Source organism: Flavobacterium sp. 2 (genome assembly GCF_049949195.1).
In the GTDB taxonomy this organism is placed as follows: Bacteria; Bacteroidota; Bacteroidia; order Flavobacteriales; family Flavobacteriaceae; genus Flavobacterium.
Genome location: NZ_CP188206.1, coordinates 577,434 through 593,189 on the forward strand (window position 1 = coordinate 577,434; position 15,756 = coordinate 593,189).

A 15,756-nucleotide genomic window follows, 5' to 3' on the forward strand; every position below is an offset into this window, starting at 1 on the left:
ATTTTTATAAAAAATAAAACAAATGATAAATTTAAAAACAATGAAAAAATCAAAAATTAATTCTCAAAATTCCTTAAAAACAATCTCAAAACTTTTCTTGCTGTTATTTACAGCCATTTCAACGGCATCATGTACAAATGACGAAAATGCTACGGTTACAAAAAAATCTCCTATTGTATTGGTGCACGGCGCATGGCAAGCATCATACGTATGGGATCAAACAGAAGCCGATTTAAAAGCTGCTGGTTATACTGTTACTGTTGTAAAACTGCCTGGACATGGAGAAGATACTACTCCTGCTTATCAGGTTTCGTTTAAAGCTTATATTGATGAAGTAAAAAAAGCAATTAACGCATACAATGAACCTGTAATTTTAATTGGTCATAGTTTAGGCGGAGCTGTAATTACACAAACTGCTGCTGAAGTTCCTCAAAAAATCAAAAAGTTGGTTTATGTAGCTGGTTTTATTCCTCAAAGCGGAAAAAGCGTTTTGGATTATTCTCAAATGGATAAGGCCTCACTTTTGCCAGCTTCTTTACAATTATCTGAAGATCAAACTTTAGCTGGAATCGTAAATCCAGAAGTTAATCTTCCAAAAATCTTTTCTCAGGATGCTACAGCTGCTCAAAAACAATTTCTTGTAGCGCGCTACAAAGCCGAACCTACAATTCCGCTTGGAACACCTTTGAACTATAAAACTGAAGATTATAATTTGGGAGGCAAAAAATATTACATCTTTACCACTGCTGATAATACCATAACTTACAACTTTCAACAAGAAATGGCAAAAGATGCCGGTATCACAAATACTTATACGATCAATTCTGGACATAGTCCGTTTATCTCTAAATCTGCAGAATTGACAAAACTTATAAAAGAAATTTTATCAAAATAAACATTATTCACCTTTTGATTGATAAAAGATTCCTTAAGAAATCAGTTAAAAAAAAGTCTCTGAATTTTTATAAAAATCCCTATGTATTTGATACAAAGGGATTTTTTATTATTAATCAAGATTTAAAAAACTTTCATCAACGGCATTGTATCAACAAATCAACAACAACCGATATTCACCTTTGTTTTCTATTGGTGCTCGATGAATACAAGGCAATACTTGTTGTTTTGGATGATCCACAGCCAGCCGCCAAAGATGCCCTAATCCTAAATTAATAGGTTTTGCATCTTCATGTGCCTCATAATGCAAATCAAAATAATTTCCCTTTAAAAAGTTTTCGAATTCTTCCTCTGCTCCATCATAAAGCTCTTTCAGCTTTGTTCGGATTTCTGGAATTAGAATTTTTTGCTCGGCTTGGGAATTAGAAACAATATCACTTGCGGCTCCGTGATAAGTGCATAAAAAAGTATCTGTTGCAATAGGAGAACGATCAACATGAAACGAATACACATCAGTCGATATGAAATCAAATTCATCATCACGTTCATAACACTTCAGTAAATTAAGAGAGGGTGAAGCTCCGAAATCGGTTAATAATTGTAAATCATTTAAGATTATTTCCCTTGCTATATTTCCCTTTTCTGAAAGTTGGAGCGCTATTAAGTCTTCAGCAAAAACTTCCGTTATATTTTCTTTTAAAGATAATTTGGCTACAATCTCATTAAAATCGCCATCCAAATTTCTGTACCAGCATAATGCATTCATTTCACCCTTGAAATTAGTATTTACTAAATCAAAAAAAGTTGAAACTATTCCTATTTGGTTGTTATCAGAAAAGGTATTGTTCATAGTATAATATTGCAGCGATAAATTATTGGTAAAACGTTAGTTTAGTTCCATTCTGGAAACTGTTTTTTATTTAAGTCAAGCTTTTTTAATTGCTTTCATAAATAATAAATACCTTAGATGGAATCTCGTTAAAATTACCTTCTAAATTTCTGTACCAAAATAACGAATTTATTTTACCCTTAAAATATCGGTATACACAAACTCAGAGAAAACAGTTATTATATTGGGTGACCAAAATCATCCGTTTTGAAAGATTGTGTAGCAAATTTATTAAAGAAACCTACATAAGTTCCATCTGCTTTTTGAACTATCGTGGCTCCATCCTGCCATATTGCGTTATCTGCAGAATGGCCACCATTTATAGGATCACCCTGATTTTGATGGATATCGTGCACACCATTACCTGTATTAAAAAATTGACCTAAAATCAATAATTTATCTCCCTGAATCAATACAGATTCTAATTGTTCTATAGCATCAATATTACTTCCTATTTTCCAAAACGATGATTGCTCCAGAACTATAATTTTAAAAGGTGCATTGGATCTTATTTCTGATTTCTCAAATTGTTTCAATTTCGTTGGATAAATCCATGGCGGTATTTTTATAATCCAATTATAATAAAACAATATTGGTATTCTTATGGTCACCCACATTGGTTTCCATCTTATATAATCAATAGCTCCACTCGATTCATTAGAAATCAAATGAGTCCATCCATCTGGCTTTGATACAATCATAGCTAAATCGCTAGCAGAAAGATTAATAATCCTCCATTGTATTTGTGTTGACTGACTATCAACATCTATAGCACAACGATAATTAATTCCGTTGGCCAGAATTTCAACATTTCCATGATAAAATTTTCCAAAATTATCCGGTTGATCTCGATAATATTTAAATTTAGTACCCTTAAGTACTCCGTATTTGTCTAATGGCATAGCTCAACTTTTATTAGGTTAATTTTCCCTGATCGGGGCTTATAACATATTTTTTAATAAGTGGCGTTTAACAAAAAAACAACGGGAGTGTAAACAATATGTCTTCACAAACAAAAATAAGAAAATTCACTCAATCAAAAACAAGTACAACTACCTGTTTTTCAAACACATAATCATTAAGTAGATTTTAAAGACATATTTCGGATATATCTCAAATTAAGTCCTTTATCTAAGATTAATATCAAATAAAAATCCACTCGTCTGACCTTATTTATCTAAATATAAAATGCCTCCGTTTAAAGAGGCATTTTTTTTAATAAAGATATAAGTTGTCAAAAAAACACTTTAACTCCATTCCGGAAACTGGGTTCTATGTTTAATTTTTAAAAGTCATTCTCAAACAACTCATTTTTAACTTATTTCTAAAGCATTAGCAAATGAAGCTTCTGTTTTTTGTTTTGGAAAATACACTTCGAGCGCTTGACTGTTTTGTTTAAAATTAAGTTTCTCTCCAGTACTAACTAATTTTATCTGTTTTATTTTTCCGGTATAATAAGGCATTTCTGTGCCTAAACTTTTAATAACAGCAGTTCCGTTTTCTGGCCAATCCATAACGGTCGCATAAAGAACATTGTCTTTTTGCACAAAACGAATGTCTTGTGATGTAAAAGGCTTTCCCTTTCCTTCATTGAAACCCTGCGCTGTTAATGCTCCGGCACTTTCCTGTTGAGGTCCTTCCCCAAATATTTTCCACGGACGTGTACCATAAATACTACTACCGTTAAGCTTCATCCAAACTCCAATTTCCTTTACAATTTGTCGTTCTAATTCATCGATACTTCCATCACCTCTTACCGGAATATTAAGCATTAAATTCCCATTTTTGCTTACTACATCTATTAGCGAATGAATAACCGTTTTAGCTGATTTGTAGCGCTTATTTTCGTAAACACTTCGATCGTAATGCCAGTTACCAATGCAAGTATCTGTTTGCCAAGGCAAAGGTTCAATTTCATTACTTTGTCCTTTTTCAATATCCCAAACCAAAGCTTTTCTCTGCTGTTCGGTTAAAATTTTACCTGTAATTACGGTTTGAACGCTTTTATTTTTTTGAAAACTTTTATTATAAAGATGCGCTGCAATACGCAAACCCGCATCGCTAATTGGCCAGAGTGGCAACGCTGTATCATCAAAATAAAGCATATCAGGATTATACTTATCGATTAAATCAATAGTTCTGTTATGAAAATTTTCGATGTAAGTTTCACTCGGTTTTGCCACACCGCTACCCCAGTTCCATTGGCTGTGTATACCATTATTGTCATCACTTTTTTCGCTTAGCGGATGATTCTGTGCATACAATTCCTGTGGATCTAAACCTTCCCACCAAGTTCCTTTTCCATCGGCTTTGGTCAATTTCCCATCATAAGGAACACCTGCCAAAGGGCCATTTATATCAGAGCGCTGAGCTGTCTCAAACCAACTCCAGGCATGCGCAGCGTGGACACTGACAGCAAAAGGAAGATTTGCTTTTCGGGCAGCTTTTTCCCATCCAGCTATAATATCTTTTTTGGGGCCCATTTTGGTCGAATTCCAATTTGGCTGATATTTGCTGTTATAAAGATCTAAATTATCATGATGGTTTGCCATAGCCATAAAATACTTAGCTCCAGCGTCTTTATATAAGCTGACTAACTCTTCAGGATTCCAATTATCAGCTTTCCAAACGTTGATTACATCTTTAAAACCAAATTTAGAAGGATGTCCGTATTTTTCTAAATGAAATTTATATTGACGAGAACCTTCCTGATACATGCTTCTTGCATACCAATCACCAGCTTCAGGTTCACACTGAGGTCCCCAATGCGCCCACATTCCAAATTTAGCATCACGAAACCAATCTGGAACCTGATATTTGGCAAGTGAATCCCAAGTGGGTTCAAAAGGACCTTTGAAATCTGGTGAACCTAAAAAGTTTCTTTGAGCCAACAAAGGCGATAAATACAAACCAACAATTCCTGATGCTGCTAATTTTAAGGCGTTACGTCTATTCATTTTATTCTTATTTTTTTACTTCTTAGCTTTTTTTATCAATTCTAACAATCTTAATTCAGATTAAAATTTCTGTATTTTTTTATTCTAAAAGCTTAAAGATTATTTGTTTTAATGTTAAAATTTAAATTATCCCAAAAGCAAATATATCGGATAAGTGATATATTTGTTTTATCTAAATTCGATTTTATATTATTTAAAAACGACTTTTTATCATGTTCAAAAGCACTTTTAAACATTCATTCTCTTTATTGCATGTAGATTATGTGAAATTGTATCAAAATTGGAATTACAATAATGTAATTAGTCCTTATTATCGCTTGTATTATATCGACGAAGGCGAAGGATTTATTTCTGACCAGTATGGGCGCTTAACTTTAGAACCTGGAAATCTATATCTTATTCCCAGTTTTACAATATGCAATCTAAATTGTGACGATTATTTAAGTCAATATTTTATTCAGTTTTTTGAAGAATCTCCAGATGGAATCTCACTTTTTAGCAACAATAGGTCTGTGATGAAATTACCTGCGGAAGAAATTGATATCGCTCTTATTAAAAGATTACTTCAGAGTAATCCCGGAAGAGGAATTAATAGGTCCGAGAATCCGGAAGTTTACGAAAAAGAAGTGTATTACAAGGAATATTTGTCTTTAAACAATAGAATGAAACCACATTTAGCTTTTGAAAATCAAGGAACACTTATTCTTTTAATTTCGAAATTTCTGAAGTTAACGAATTTGAAAGCAGACGAAACAAAATCTATTTCTTCTAAAATATTGGATACAATGAGCTACGTTCAGCTTAACTTAAGCAAGAATATTACGATTTCTGAACTTGCTAAAAGAGTAAATCAAAATCAGGATTATTTTTCAAAGCAATTTCTAAATCACACCGGACAAAGACCATTAAATTACATTCATGAGAAAAAAATAGAAAGGGCTCAATATCTTATTACGACCACAACTAAAAGTTTCCTCGAAATCGCTTTAAATACCGGTTTTTCTAATTTGCCGCACTTTTCAAAAATATTCAAAAAGATAGTAAAAGTAACTCCCGGTGAATATCGTAATAAAAACACTTTTTTGAATTGAATCGATATGAGCCAAAATAATTTTATCTTCACTTCTAACCATTTTTAAACATGTTGCAAATTATAATCTGAAACAAACTTTCTAAGTTTAGAGATACGCTTAAAAAAAAAAACGCTAAACCAAAAGTTTAGCGTTTTTTATGTCTTGTTTTTGTAATCTATTGCTGAGACAATTCTGTCTCTGTATGAAGTGCACAAACCCAATTGTTATTTTTTTTAATCCAAGTAGAAGTACATACACATTTCATTGGCGATTTTTCTTTATCGTCTGCTATTTCTAATTCTATTAAATATCCAATTATTGTGGTATTTTCACTAATTGACTTTTCTTCCACATCAGAAATATTCAATACTTTTATTTTACCACTATCAACAGACTCAAACATCTTTTTAAACATAGATTCGTCTACACTTTGTAACCCAGTTTTGCCGGCTATCATGCAAGGAAACAACGTAAGTTTTTTTACTGTTTCATAATCATGATTTTCCATTCCCTGCCAATATCTTTTTTCCAGTTCAATAATTTGCGTTTCCATAATCATCTTTTTAATTGATCAAACAATTTACAAAAAATCTGATAAAAAAATATTATTTGTGGTCAAATTCTCTGCGGTCATAAAAGGTATCATCATCGCTATAATACACAGAATCAGGATCATTTCGTTCAGGATAATACGAATTCATTACTCTTCTTTCATAGTCCCTGTCAAAATTGTGTTGTCTGTTATATCTGTTTGTATTTCTGAATGTATCGTATCCTATGCTGTTTGCCATAACGATTTTCGTGTCTTTATTTATACTTACAGATCCAATTGGTATGATAATATGGCTATCTCCGTCTTTATAGAGAAATTCCCTTCCATTATCGTTGGCAATAACGTCATGTACCTCATTGTGTTTGTCCTCAATTAGTTCTTTAGCTACTTTGACATCCAGATAAACAACGCGCTGCATATCCTTATTCACCCAAAGATTATCAATTGTACCAATGGTGCGGTTGTCAGCATCAACTATCTTCCATCCTCTCACATCAGAATAATTTGATGCAATTTTATAATCAGATAGTTCGTCCAATCTATATAGGTTTCTGTTTTTATTTTCCATAATTTCTAATTTTAATTATATATTTTGCCGGATTTAAATTTGGTGTTTCCTGGCTATTGTGCTCTATTGTGCACTTGTAGTGTTTTCAATTTCTACACTATTTTCATTGTGAACGGTATGGTCACAAAAATAGATGTAGTATATAATACCTGCGATAACTAACAGCACAGCAACCCACGGCCATACCGGTTTTTTCTTCTCAATTTTAATTTCTGCCATAACTCTATTTTTTTGATTTTATAATAGTTTTAATACTCTACTAAAGTTACAAAAGAGAGAAAAGTAAGACGTATTTAATTTCAGGAGGATGTTACAAAATTCCCAGTAGATTAATTTGGAAGATTATTATAAGAAATAGTATTAAATAAAAAACGCTAAACCTTTGGTTTAGCGTTTTTTGCTTTTTTTAAACTCTAAAATTTTAGATTACAGTTTTTATTTATTTTCAATTAATTCAATACTTTGTTTCAACGATTTTATGGTTTTTATTTATTTCACTAAGCCCAATAAAACATTCATTCTATCTATAAAATACTGGGCAGTTTTTATATAAAATATCCGTTGATCATCAACAAGATTTTTCTCTTTATCCCACACAAATTTTCCGGGATGTTTTTGTTGAAATTCTTTCATCAATTTAGCAATATACCAATACGATGATCTTTTCCATTCGCCCTCCGTAAGATCCATTTCTTTCATTTTTGCAGGAGTATTGCTTTTTTCAAGAACTTTCCTTACTGCAAAAAACACATCGGCCTGATAATCCTGCAGAACATGATAATATTCTTTACGGCAATCAAGTTCATGATCTGGATGTTCTTTTATGCATTGTTGCAAATCATTTTTAAACATGGCCAATGTATCACTATATCGAATATTTAAGTCTTGTGAAAAACAATTCAATATTGGAAAAAGCAAAAAGATTAAAATTTTAAAATTCATATTTTCTATAGCTATCGCCAACTTTTAATAATAAGATTTTAATAATAAGAAATTTTACGGGTTATAAGGGTTGTAAGTTTTACGCCTTTAATAACTGTATCCCAGGTTTCGGTTTCCCAGTTGCCAAATTTTTCATAAGTAAAATGACGTGGATTGATTTTTTCTTCTTCCCCTTTCTTTTGGCTATAAATAAACCTGCCATTATTGTCATAAATGTAATTGATAACTACTTCTGGCTCTTTCTTATTCTTTCTCTTAATTTGGTTTATTTTATCATTTTTGTCATAACCAAAAGAACAGCTTTCTTTATCGCGATCTTGGTAATTCGCAACCCTTCCCAATTTATCATAATTTATAGTAAAATCGTATTTGACATCACTACTACTATTACTATAGAAAACTTTAACTCTCTCTACAATATTTGAATTATTTAAATAATAAACCGACTTTGAAATTAAACCTTTTTTCTCATCTGCTCTATCTTTTAATTCCGTTTTTTGTTCTTTGGCATAATATCCTTTTTCTACAATAGAATCTTTGTAATTTTCATAAAAAATCTCCTTTCCGTCGATAAAATCTTTTGAATATCCCGGTCTCTTTCTAACAGAATAATAATATTTTTTCTCTAATTGATTGGATTTTGAAAATTGATATTCAACAACTTTCCTAAAAGTATCTACTCCGCCAGTACCATGAAATACGAACGAGCATAATTCTTTAACAATACGCCTGTTATGGTCAAAAAATACAGAGTCAATGGAAGTAGTAAATAGGCCATCTTTATATTTTACAAGTGGTTCTTGTTTTATTACTATTAAATTTTCAAAATATTCGTACGATCTATTGTCATTATCCACATAATTCTTAAAGAGCGCAATCGTGCCATCTTGATTGAATTGGTAATAATATTCTATCGTACCATCTGTATTGGTGTCTATAGTTAACTCCTTAACGGGCTTATCTTTTCGTAACCCAAAATCATCAAACGTAAGATAATATTCTTGCCTTTTGTATTCATTTTCAACATTTGTATTAAAATACGTCGCAATACCTAATTCATATTCTGCTAGCGGGACGTCGCTGTTTTTATCTAATTGCGGAGTGAAGTAAGTTTGAGCAGAAAGTTTGAAAAATAACAAACAAAAAATTGCAGTATAGATTTTTAGCATTTATGGAATTTTACGTAATAATTTAAGATATCGCACCTTACTTTTTTTCAATTAATTCAATACTTTGTTCCAACGATTTTTCGGTTTGAATGATATCCAAAAGAATCATTTTTAAAGTTTGCTTTGTATTTTGATCCGTTGCATTTATGTTTGAATATATAAAACTCATTAAAAATTCACTTTTATTTTTCAATGTTTCTTTTAATTCTTCAATGTTAGAAAGTGAAGCTACTTTTTTATAATCAATTAAATCAATTTTACTGTTAGATACCGATTTCCATGCATTAATTTTAATTTGCGGAATGTAGATTCCTTTCGATTTTTTTACAATATCTAAAATTGCTACATTTTTGCTTTTATAATAAAATTGTAATGAGTCAACTAAAGACTCTTGCTTGGGAATAATTGTCTGGATATCTTCTTTAGATTCCTTTAATTCACTATCAATAGTTGAAAATACTTGATCAATATAAACCTTGTCTTTGTGTTCAGAATTCCAATTATCAATAAAAAGAGCTATTAAAATACCTGCAATTACTGGAATGATTTCTTTAATAAATTGAATCGTGTAGTTTTTAATTTTTTGCTTCATTAATTCTGTTTTTGGATAGGCGGATATTGTTATTCTTTTACGGAATTCGGCATTTTTTTTCTAAAAAAATAATGTTGGAGCTATACGCCGTAAAATGGTTTCGCTAATTTAATTAAATATTTGAATTAGTTGTTTAATCAATTTATTTTAATAAAATCTTGTAAATACTTCAAATCTTGATTTTAAAAATTTTGTATTTTCCCATATAACCCTTATTCTCTTTCCAAATTTGGAAAAAATAACATTATTGAATCAAAATTATAATTTACTGATTTTGAGATATTTTATATTTTAATTTTAAAATTTAACAAGTTTTTATTTATAAAAACAACCAATTTGAACGCAAAATCTGTACTCTGGATTATTGTGTACGTAAAACCGTACTTTATTACTCCTTCTCAAAACAATAATTAATCACCTTTACACTATAGTTGCAAACATAATAACAAGAACAATCTTAATATTAAAAACGCAACTATATAAATTTCAATACATTGAATAAATATGCATAAAAAACGGTGTTTCAATTGCGCATCAATATGATGCAATTATGAGAAAGAGAAAGCATGTACTTCAGTGTCAAATAATGTATGACTATCTATTATTTACTAACCATAAATTATTTACTAACCTTTAACCTTTAAAAAATGAAAAAAATCCTAAAATTAACAAGTTTATTATTTATTACAGCATTAGTATTTGCTTCCTGTGAAAAGGAACAAAATCTAAATGTGGCGGAATCTGCTATTAAAGATGAGCTGAAAATCGTTAACAATGCTGTTACCGCTAAAGCCGCAGCAGAAAACGTTGCCGCGCTAGCAGGTGGTGGCGCCGGAGCCAGAACAATCACATTGGGAACAAATACATTATCTTGTCCTGGTGGTTTATGCACATCTTTCGGTGTTTGGTCAACGGGCGTTTATACTGTTTGGTTCCAAATGAAATTTAATTCAGGCTTTTATTGGAGCCGAGGCGGAAAATGCGGATACGGTATCCTAATTGGTGACCAGAATACAGGTGGCGATCCAGGATGGGATGGAAATGGCGGTAGTGCAAGATTTATGTGGTATTGTCCAAATGGTTCAAATACTGCTAAAGGAAGCGGAGCTTACTTGCAACCTTACGTTTATTATAGAGATCAGCCTGGACAATTTGGTAATGATTTTGGAAAAAAATATTACATTCAGGAAGGCGTGACATACAACTGTCAGATATCTGTTAAGTTAAATACAGGTTCAAATACTGATGGATATGTAAAATACTATGTAAATGGTACAGAAATCCTAAATCAAAAAATTCGTTGGGTGACTAATGATGCTAAACGTAATGTTAATGCAGTAAGTTTGCACACTTTCCGTGGCGGAAGTCAAGAATATTGGAAAGCTCCTGTAACAAGTTCTATTTACTATCCTAGTGCGTCTTGGGATGCGCAATAATAATTAATTACTTTAAAACAATCACTTTTTAGTAAATAAAACAGCCGCCCACAAAGGCGGCTTGTTTTTAAAACTGATAAAACGAATTAATCTAATTATTTCTGATCAACAAAAACATACAACTTTTGTATTTTTCCGTTTTCAATTACAAACAAATCCATTCCGCTTACTACAGCTGGTTTTACTTTTGAACCAAACTGCCAATACAATCTAACTACATTGTGATTCGTTTCTACTGATTTTGCAGTAAATCTAAAATCAGGGTTTTTACTCTGAAGTTCTACAATAAATTTACTGATATCCTCTGTTCCTTCGGCAATAAAATGATGGTCTACCATTTCTACATTCGGTGCATAAACTTCATTTAATAAAGCTTTACGTTTTGCTTCATCTTTTTCATTCCAAATTTTAAGATGATTTTCAACTATAACTGTATTCTTTTTGGCATCGAAATCATCTGCAGAAGCTTTTTTAACTACATTATTCTTTGGCGACCATAATACTGTTTTTGGATGTGATTTTTCATATCCTTTTCCATTCGGATAAGAAACCAATTCCATTTTAGAACCCCACGGCGTTTCAAAATAAACCCAAGATTCTCCGGCTGTATCGCCAGATGGCGTTGTAAAAGGCTCTCCCAATATTTTTACACCTTTACTTTTTAAATATTGTACAGCTGCATTAATATCATTAACATAAAATGCAATATGTGATGCACCAATATCATCGGTTTTTGGATGATTCATACTTCCTTTATTTTCGGCATATTCAAATACTTCTATGCTGGCTCCGTTTCCTGCATTTATCATTTTAATAGTAACAGCCCCCGTGTTAGGATTGATGTTATTTAATTTCTTCCAATCAGCGTCAAGCGGAATTGGTCCTAATTGTGTTACTGGTTTAAAACCAAGTACATCATCAAAAAATGTAACGGCTTTATTGAGATCCGGAACATTAATTCCAACATGATCTATTCCCACGATGTCTATCTTATTTTGAGCAATTGTTTTTTCTGAAGCTGAAAAAAGTATCAATACATTGAGCATTGCTGCAGCTGAAGTCTGCACTTTTCTATTTGATTTTTTATGATTTGTTTTCATTTTTATAAAACTGTTTTGAATAAATTATTTGATGTTTAAAAATTAATTAGTGTAAGCTGCTAGCCATTTTGCTTTAATATTAGCACGGGCTTCAATAAATTCTTTGTCAGTTCCCTGAGCAATGGCGTCAAGTGGAAAACGAAGTGGTCGCTCCCCTTTTTTCATGCTTACTAATTCTAAAATACCGTCAGCAATAGTTTGCGGATTCATATCGAACTGAGCCATTTTACCAAATAATGCTGTACCTAATGCGTTGAATTTTTCTGATGCAGCTTCTCCATATTCTTCTATAATTTCAGCTTTATCTGCATGAATACCTGCTTTAGAACCGTTATTCATTTCGGTTGGATAAACTCCTGGCTGAATGCTTACATTTTCAATTCCGTAAGCTGCAAGTTCGTCTTGCAAACCTTCTGTAAAACTTTCAACTACAAGTTTTGATGCGATATACGGAATCATAAAAGGAAGTGTATGTCCGCTTGCTCCAGTTGTAATGTTGATGACAAGTCCGTTTTTTTCTTTTCTCATAGAAGGAAGTACTGCCTGATACATACGAAGTACGCTGTAAACATTCACATCGAACATTTTACGAACCTGATCAATCGAGTAACCTTCAAGCAAACCAAAACCACTTACTGCCGCGTTATTGATAAGAACATCAATTTTTCCGTATTTAATTAGGATTTTTTCGACAGCTTCACGAACCGATGCATCGTCTGTAATATCGATATCGACTACTTCAATGTTTTCTATTGCTTCCAGTTCTTTTGCCGGAATCGCATTTTTATCTTTTGTGTTGCGCATTCCTGCAATAACTGAATGACCAGCGTTTGCTAATGTTATTGCTGTAAGTTTTCCAAAGCCTGTACTTGTTCCTGTAATAAAAATTGTTTTTGACATGATTTCTAATATTTAAATGTTTATAATGTTTGTTTCTTTTGAACATTACAAAGTTGCGCTTAATGCAAAACCTGCACATTGATTAGAAATAAGTAAAAACTTGATTTAGATCAAGAGTTTGGATTAGGCATAAAAAAAGGAGCTTTAAAAGCTCCTGATGTTATTTATTTTTTTGCCGTCTGTTTTCGAATGCGACTTAATGTTTCTGGCGTCATTCCAAGATAAGAGGCAATCATAGTTTGAGGAATTCGGGAAGCAAAGCCCGGATATTTATTTACAAAGTTTAGATACTTTTCTTCTGCAGTTAAGGTCAGCGAAGCCTGAATTCGGTTTTGAGCCGCTATAAAACTTCTTTGCAAAATCATATTGACCATATTATTAAATGCTGGAATTTCTTTGCAAAGCAATTCAAAATTTTCATGAGTAAAAAGTACAAGTTCTGTATCTTCAATGGCATCAATGTTAAAACGGGACGGTTGCTGCATCATTAAACTCTCACGATCTCCTGTCCACCAATTTTCAATACTAAAGCTATTTACATGCTCACTTCCTTTTTCATCAACAGTATATGTTCTGACACAACCTTGCGTAATGAATGCATCGTATTTCCAAACATCTCCTTCCTGAAGCAGATATTGTCTTTTACGAAGTTTTTTAATTATAGCAAATGATTGTATACGTTCTGATTCAGCCTCAGTGAATTCGGCTTTTTCTTCAATATATTTTTGGAATATTTCATACATAGAATGTAAAATTATACAAAAGACATTTGATGAACAAACTTTTCAAACGCTACATAACTATTAGAAATACAAAAACTATGTTGATTAATCCATAATTGAAGCCGATGAAACAATTTTAAAATCAGCATATCGCCATGAATTGTCAAAAGCCGATTTAATTTTCAAAGCCTCATTTTCTTTTTTCTGTTTTATTAAAGAATTATAAAGTCCAATTAAAGCGTAGCCATTTTTGGGCCAGATTTGCAGATCTTTTTGATAGATTTTTTCTGCTTCGTTGTATTTTCCAGCTTTAATTAGCACCGCTCCTAAATAATGTCGTACCGAAAAAAACCAATCGGGCGGTTCATTATAATTAAGATGATCTTCAATAACAATTGCCTCATTTAATAACGAAATTGCTTTATTTGAATCATTTTTCTTTGAAGCAATTCCCGCAGCAAGAACTTTTGAAGCAATCTTCACAAGATCTTCAGTAGTATTGATATTCCAAATTGTAATCTCTTTTAATACTGCATTTTTTGATAATTTATCAAGAACGACAAATTCCTTTTCAGCATTTGTCAAATCATTTTTGCCGAGATACGCCATTCCTCTCGCATAATGCCAAACAGCTTCCGGATAAATTAGATCTTTGCCTGGTTTAGGAAGTGAAATTATAGTATCCCACATTGAAAATTTTACGGCAATATAATATGGAATAGTATAATAATGCTGCAAAGTCCCCCATCCCGGTTGGCGCATTATTTCGACTGAAGTATGTTCCTGAAGTTTTTTTGCAGCATTCCAAGCCAATTTCGAATTCCCTTCTAAAGCTGCTGTTGCTGCTAAAAAATGATAATTATGCGGATAATATCCTAACGGATAAGCGCCTTGCGCGTGGCATAATGTTGTATAAAGACTATCTACTTTTACCGCCTCAATATTTGAAAGCGATCCTTCGTGATAATCTCCGGTACGAATGTATATGTGCGACGGCATGTGAATCAAATGTCCTGATCCAGGAACCAAAGTTTCTAGCAATTTGGCACTTTTCAAAGCTTTTTCAGGAGTTGCAGAAGCTTCAATTGCATGTACATAAAAATGATGAGCACCAGGATGTTTTGGGTTTTTAATCATTAATTCTTCTAAAACTTTGACTATTTCAGGAGTCCACTCTTTTGCTGCGCCAGTGTTTTTATCATATAAATCCCAAGGATGAAGATTCATTAAGGATTCGGCATAAAGTGCGCCAATATCAGGATCTGATGAGAATTTCACATACACTTTTTTCATCGCTGCTGCGTATGCAATATCCAATGGTTTTCGGTCCGAAGGAGGATTTGCAACATATCTCACCGTTAATGCGTCAATAAGTGCCTTTTCTTTTGGAGAACAATTTGCAGAAAGTTGCTTTGCTTTTTGGACCGCAGCATATGCCCGCTGAAAATTATCTTCTTCCATTCCGGCATTGTAGTTTGGACCCAAAACATAAGCAAAACCCCAAAATGCCATTGCACAATTGGAATCTAAACGTGAAGCTTCATAAAATGATCTTGCAGCTTCAGCATGATTGAAACCATACGCCAGCATCATTCCCTGATTAAAATACTGCTGAACTTCCTGATTATGGGTCGAAATCTTAAAATCGATTCCACCAAGGCCTTCAAACTTTGGCGCTTTTTTATTAAGCGTATACCAATCTTCATCTGTTGTCTTTGGAACATAACACCCCTGATTAGACGTTATCGGAGTTGATTTCGTTTCAGCATTTTTATTTTTATTGCACGCAAAAAGCAAAAAAACAGCAAGAATTAAATAATAATGTTTCATCAAAAGAATATTTTATTTAATAAATCAGTGTCAAAAGCGCCTAAGAAAAGTAAAGTTGGGTTTTCTTAAACAAACTTACAAAAATTACAATAAATAACTGTTTATCAAATCGATAGAGTTGTGATATTTAA

General features: G+C 32.2%; 16 protein-coding genes. 3 read left to right on the top strand and 13 right to left on the bottom strand.

Annotation, left to right across the window (positions count from 1 at the left end):
- The first annotated feature begins 40 nt into the window (after positions 1 to 40).
- Positions 41 to 895: an alpha/beta fold hydrolase gene (locus ACNFIH_RS02405; protein ID WP_426485321.1), complete on the top strand. Its 855-nt coding sequence runs from the start codon at positions 41 to 43 to the stop codon at positions 893 to 895.
- Positions 896 to 1,045: 150 nt separating this feature from the next.
- Here the strand turns inward: ACNFIH_RS02405 and ACNFIH_RS02410 are convergent, their stop codons facing one another.
- The 3 genes from ACNFIH_RS02410 to ACNFIH_RS02420 all read right to left on the bottom strand — a co-directional run bounded on the left by ACNFIH_RS02410 (position 1,046) and on the right by ACNFIH_RS02420 (position 4,740).
- Positions 1,046 to 1,744, bottom strand: coding sequence for a DUF1826 domain-containing protein (locus tag ACNFIH_RS02410; RefSeq protein WP_426485322.1), 699 nt, complete (start codon positions 1,742 to 1,744; stop codon positions 1,046 to 1,048).
- A 218-nt stretch (positions 1,745 to 1,962) separates the two neighbouring features.
- A complete protein-coding gene (locus ACNFIH_RS02415; RefSeq protein WP_426485323.1) occupies positions 1,963 to 2,685 on the bottom strand; it encodes a DUF2278 family protein in 723 nt (240 codons plus the stop codon).
- A 411-nt stretch (positions 2,686 to 3,096) separates the two neighbouring features.
- Positions 3,097 to 4,740: an alpha-L-fucosidase gene (locus tag ACNFIH_RS02420; protein ID WP_426485324.1), complete on the bottom strand. Its 1,644-nt coding sequence runs from the start codon at positions 4,738 to 4,740 to the stop codon at positions 3,097 to 3,099.
- A 212-nt stretch (positions 4,741 to 4,952) separates the two neighbouring features.
- Here ACNFIH_RS02420 and ACNFIH_RS02425 point away from each other — a divergent pair, with 212 nt between their 5' ends.
- On the top strand, positions 4,953 to 5,831 hold the full coding sequence (locus ACNFIH_RS02425) for a helix-turn-helix domain-containing protein (RefSeq protein ID WP_426485325.1): 879 nt from the start codon (positions 4,953 to 4,955) through the stop codon (positions 5,829 to 5,831).
- A gap of 157 nt (positions 5,832 to 5,988) precedes the next feature.
- Here ACNFIH_RS02425 and ACNFIH_RS02430 read toward each other — a convergent pair whose 3' ends face one another.
- The 6 genes from ACNFIH_RS02430 to ACNFIH_RS02455 all read right to left on the bottom strand — a co-directional run bounded on the left by ACNFIH_RS02430 (position 5,989) and on the right by ACNFIH_RS02455 (position 9,637).
- Positions 5,989 to 6,366 carry a DUF4440 domain-containing protein gene (locus ACNFIH_RS02430; protein WP_426485326.1) on the bottom strand — a complete coding sequence of 126 codons (378 nt, stop codon included), beginning with the start codon at positions 6,364 to 6,366 and terminating at the stop codon, positions 5,989 to 5,991.
- 52 nt (positions 6,367 to 6,418) lie between these two features.
- A complete protein-coding gene (locus ACNFIH_RS02435; protein WP_426485327.1) occupies positions 6,419 to 6,904 on the bottom strand; it encodes a PRC-barrel domain-containing protein in 486 nt (161 codons plus the stop codon).
- 93 nt (positions 6,905 to 6,997) lie between these two features.
- Entirely contained in the window at positions 6,998 to 7,153 is a 156-nt protein-coding gene (locus tag ACNFIH_RS02440; protein ID WP_426485328.1) for a hypothetical protein, read from the bottom strand.
- 270 nt (positions 7,154 to 7,423) lie between these two features.
- Positions 7,424 to 7,876 (bottom strand): hypothetical protein, encoded by a 453-nt coding sequence (locus tag ACNFIH_RS02445; RefSeq protein ID WP_426485329.1) that lies wholly within the window; start codon positions 7,874 to 7,876, stop codon positions 7,424 to 7,426.
- Between the two features lie 38 nt (positions 7,877 to 7,914).
- Positions 7,915 to 9,045 (bottom strand): hypothetical protein, encoded by a 1,131-nt coding sequence (locus ACNFIH_RS02450; RefSeq protein WP_426485330.1) that lies wholly within the window; start codon positions 9,043 to 9,045, stop codon positions 7,915 to 7,917.
- Positions 9,046 to 9,082: 37 nt separating this feature from the next.
- Entirely contained in the window at positions 9,083 to 9,637 is a 555-nt protein-coding gene (locus ACNFIH_RS02455; RefSeq protein WP_426485331.1) for a hypothetical protein, read from the bottom strand.
- A gap of 647 nt (positions 9,638 to 10,284) precedes the next feature.
- On the opposite strand from ACNFIH_RS02455, the gene ACNFIH_RS02460 reads away from it, so the two are divergent.
- Positions 10,285 to 11,073 (top strand): polysaccharide lyase, encoded by a 789-nt coding sequence (locus ACNFIH_RS02460; protein WP_426485332.1) that lies wholly within the window; start codon positions 10,285 to 10,287, stop codon positions 11,071 to 11,073.
- 95 nt (positions 11,074 to 11,168) lie between these two features.
- Here ACNFIH_RS02460 and ACNFIH_RS02465 read toward each other — a convergent pair whose 3' ends face one another.
- The 4 genes from ACNFIH_RS02465 to ACNFIH_RS02480 all read right to left on the bottom strand — a co-directional run bounded on the left by ACNFIH_RS02465 (position 11,169) and on the right by ACNFIH_RS02480 (position 15,625).
- The gene (locus tag ACNFIH_RS02465; protein WP_426485333.1) at positions 11,169 to 12,173 is read right to left on the bottom strand and encodes a VOC family protein; all 1,005 of its coding nucleotides are present in this window, start codon (positions 12,171 to 12,173) and stop codon (positions 11,169 to 11,171) included.
- A gap of 42 nt (positions 12,174 to 12,215) precedes the next feature.
- Positions 12,216 to 13,073, bottom strand: coding sequence for an SDR family oxidoreductase (locus ACNFIH_RS02470; protein WP_426485334.1), 858 nt, complete (start codon positions 13,071 to 13,073; stop codon positions 12,216 to 12,218).
- A 164-nt stretch (positions 13,074 to 13,237) separates the two neighbouring features.
- A complete protein-coding gene (locus ACNFIH_RS02475) occupies positions 13,238 to 13,816 on the bottom strand; it encodes a Crp/Fnr family transcriptional regulator (protein ID WP_426485335.1) in 579 nt (192 codons plus the stop codon).
- 84 nt (positions 13,817 to 13,900) lie between these two features.
- Positions 13,901 to 15,625 carry a tetratricopeptide repeat protein gene (locus ACNFIH_RS02480; RefSeq protein ID WP_426485336.1) on the bottom strand — a complete coding sequence of 575 codons (1,725 nt, stop codon included), beginning with the start codon at positions 15,623 to 15,625 and terminating at the stop codon, positions 13,901 to 13,903.
- Positions 15,626 to 15,756 lie beyond the last annotated feature (131 nt).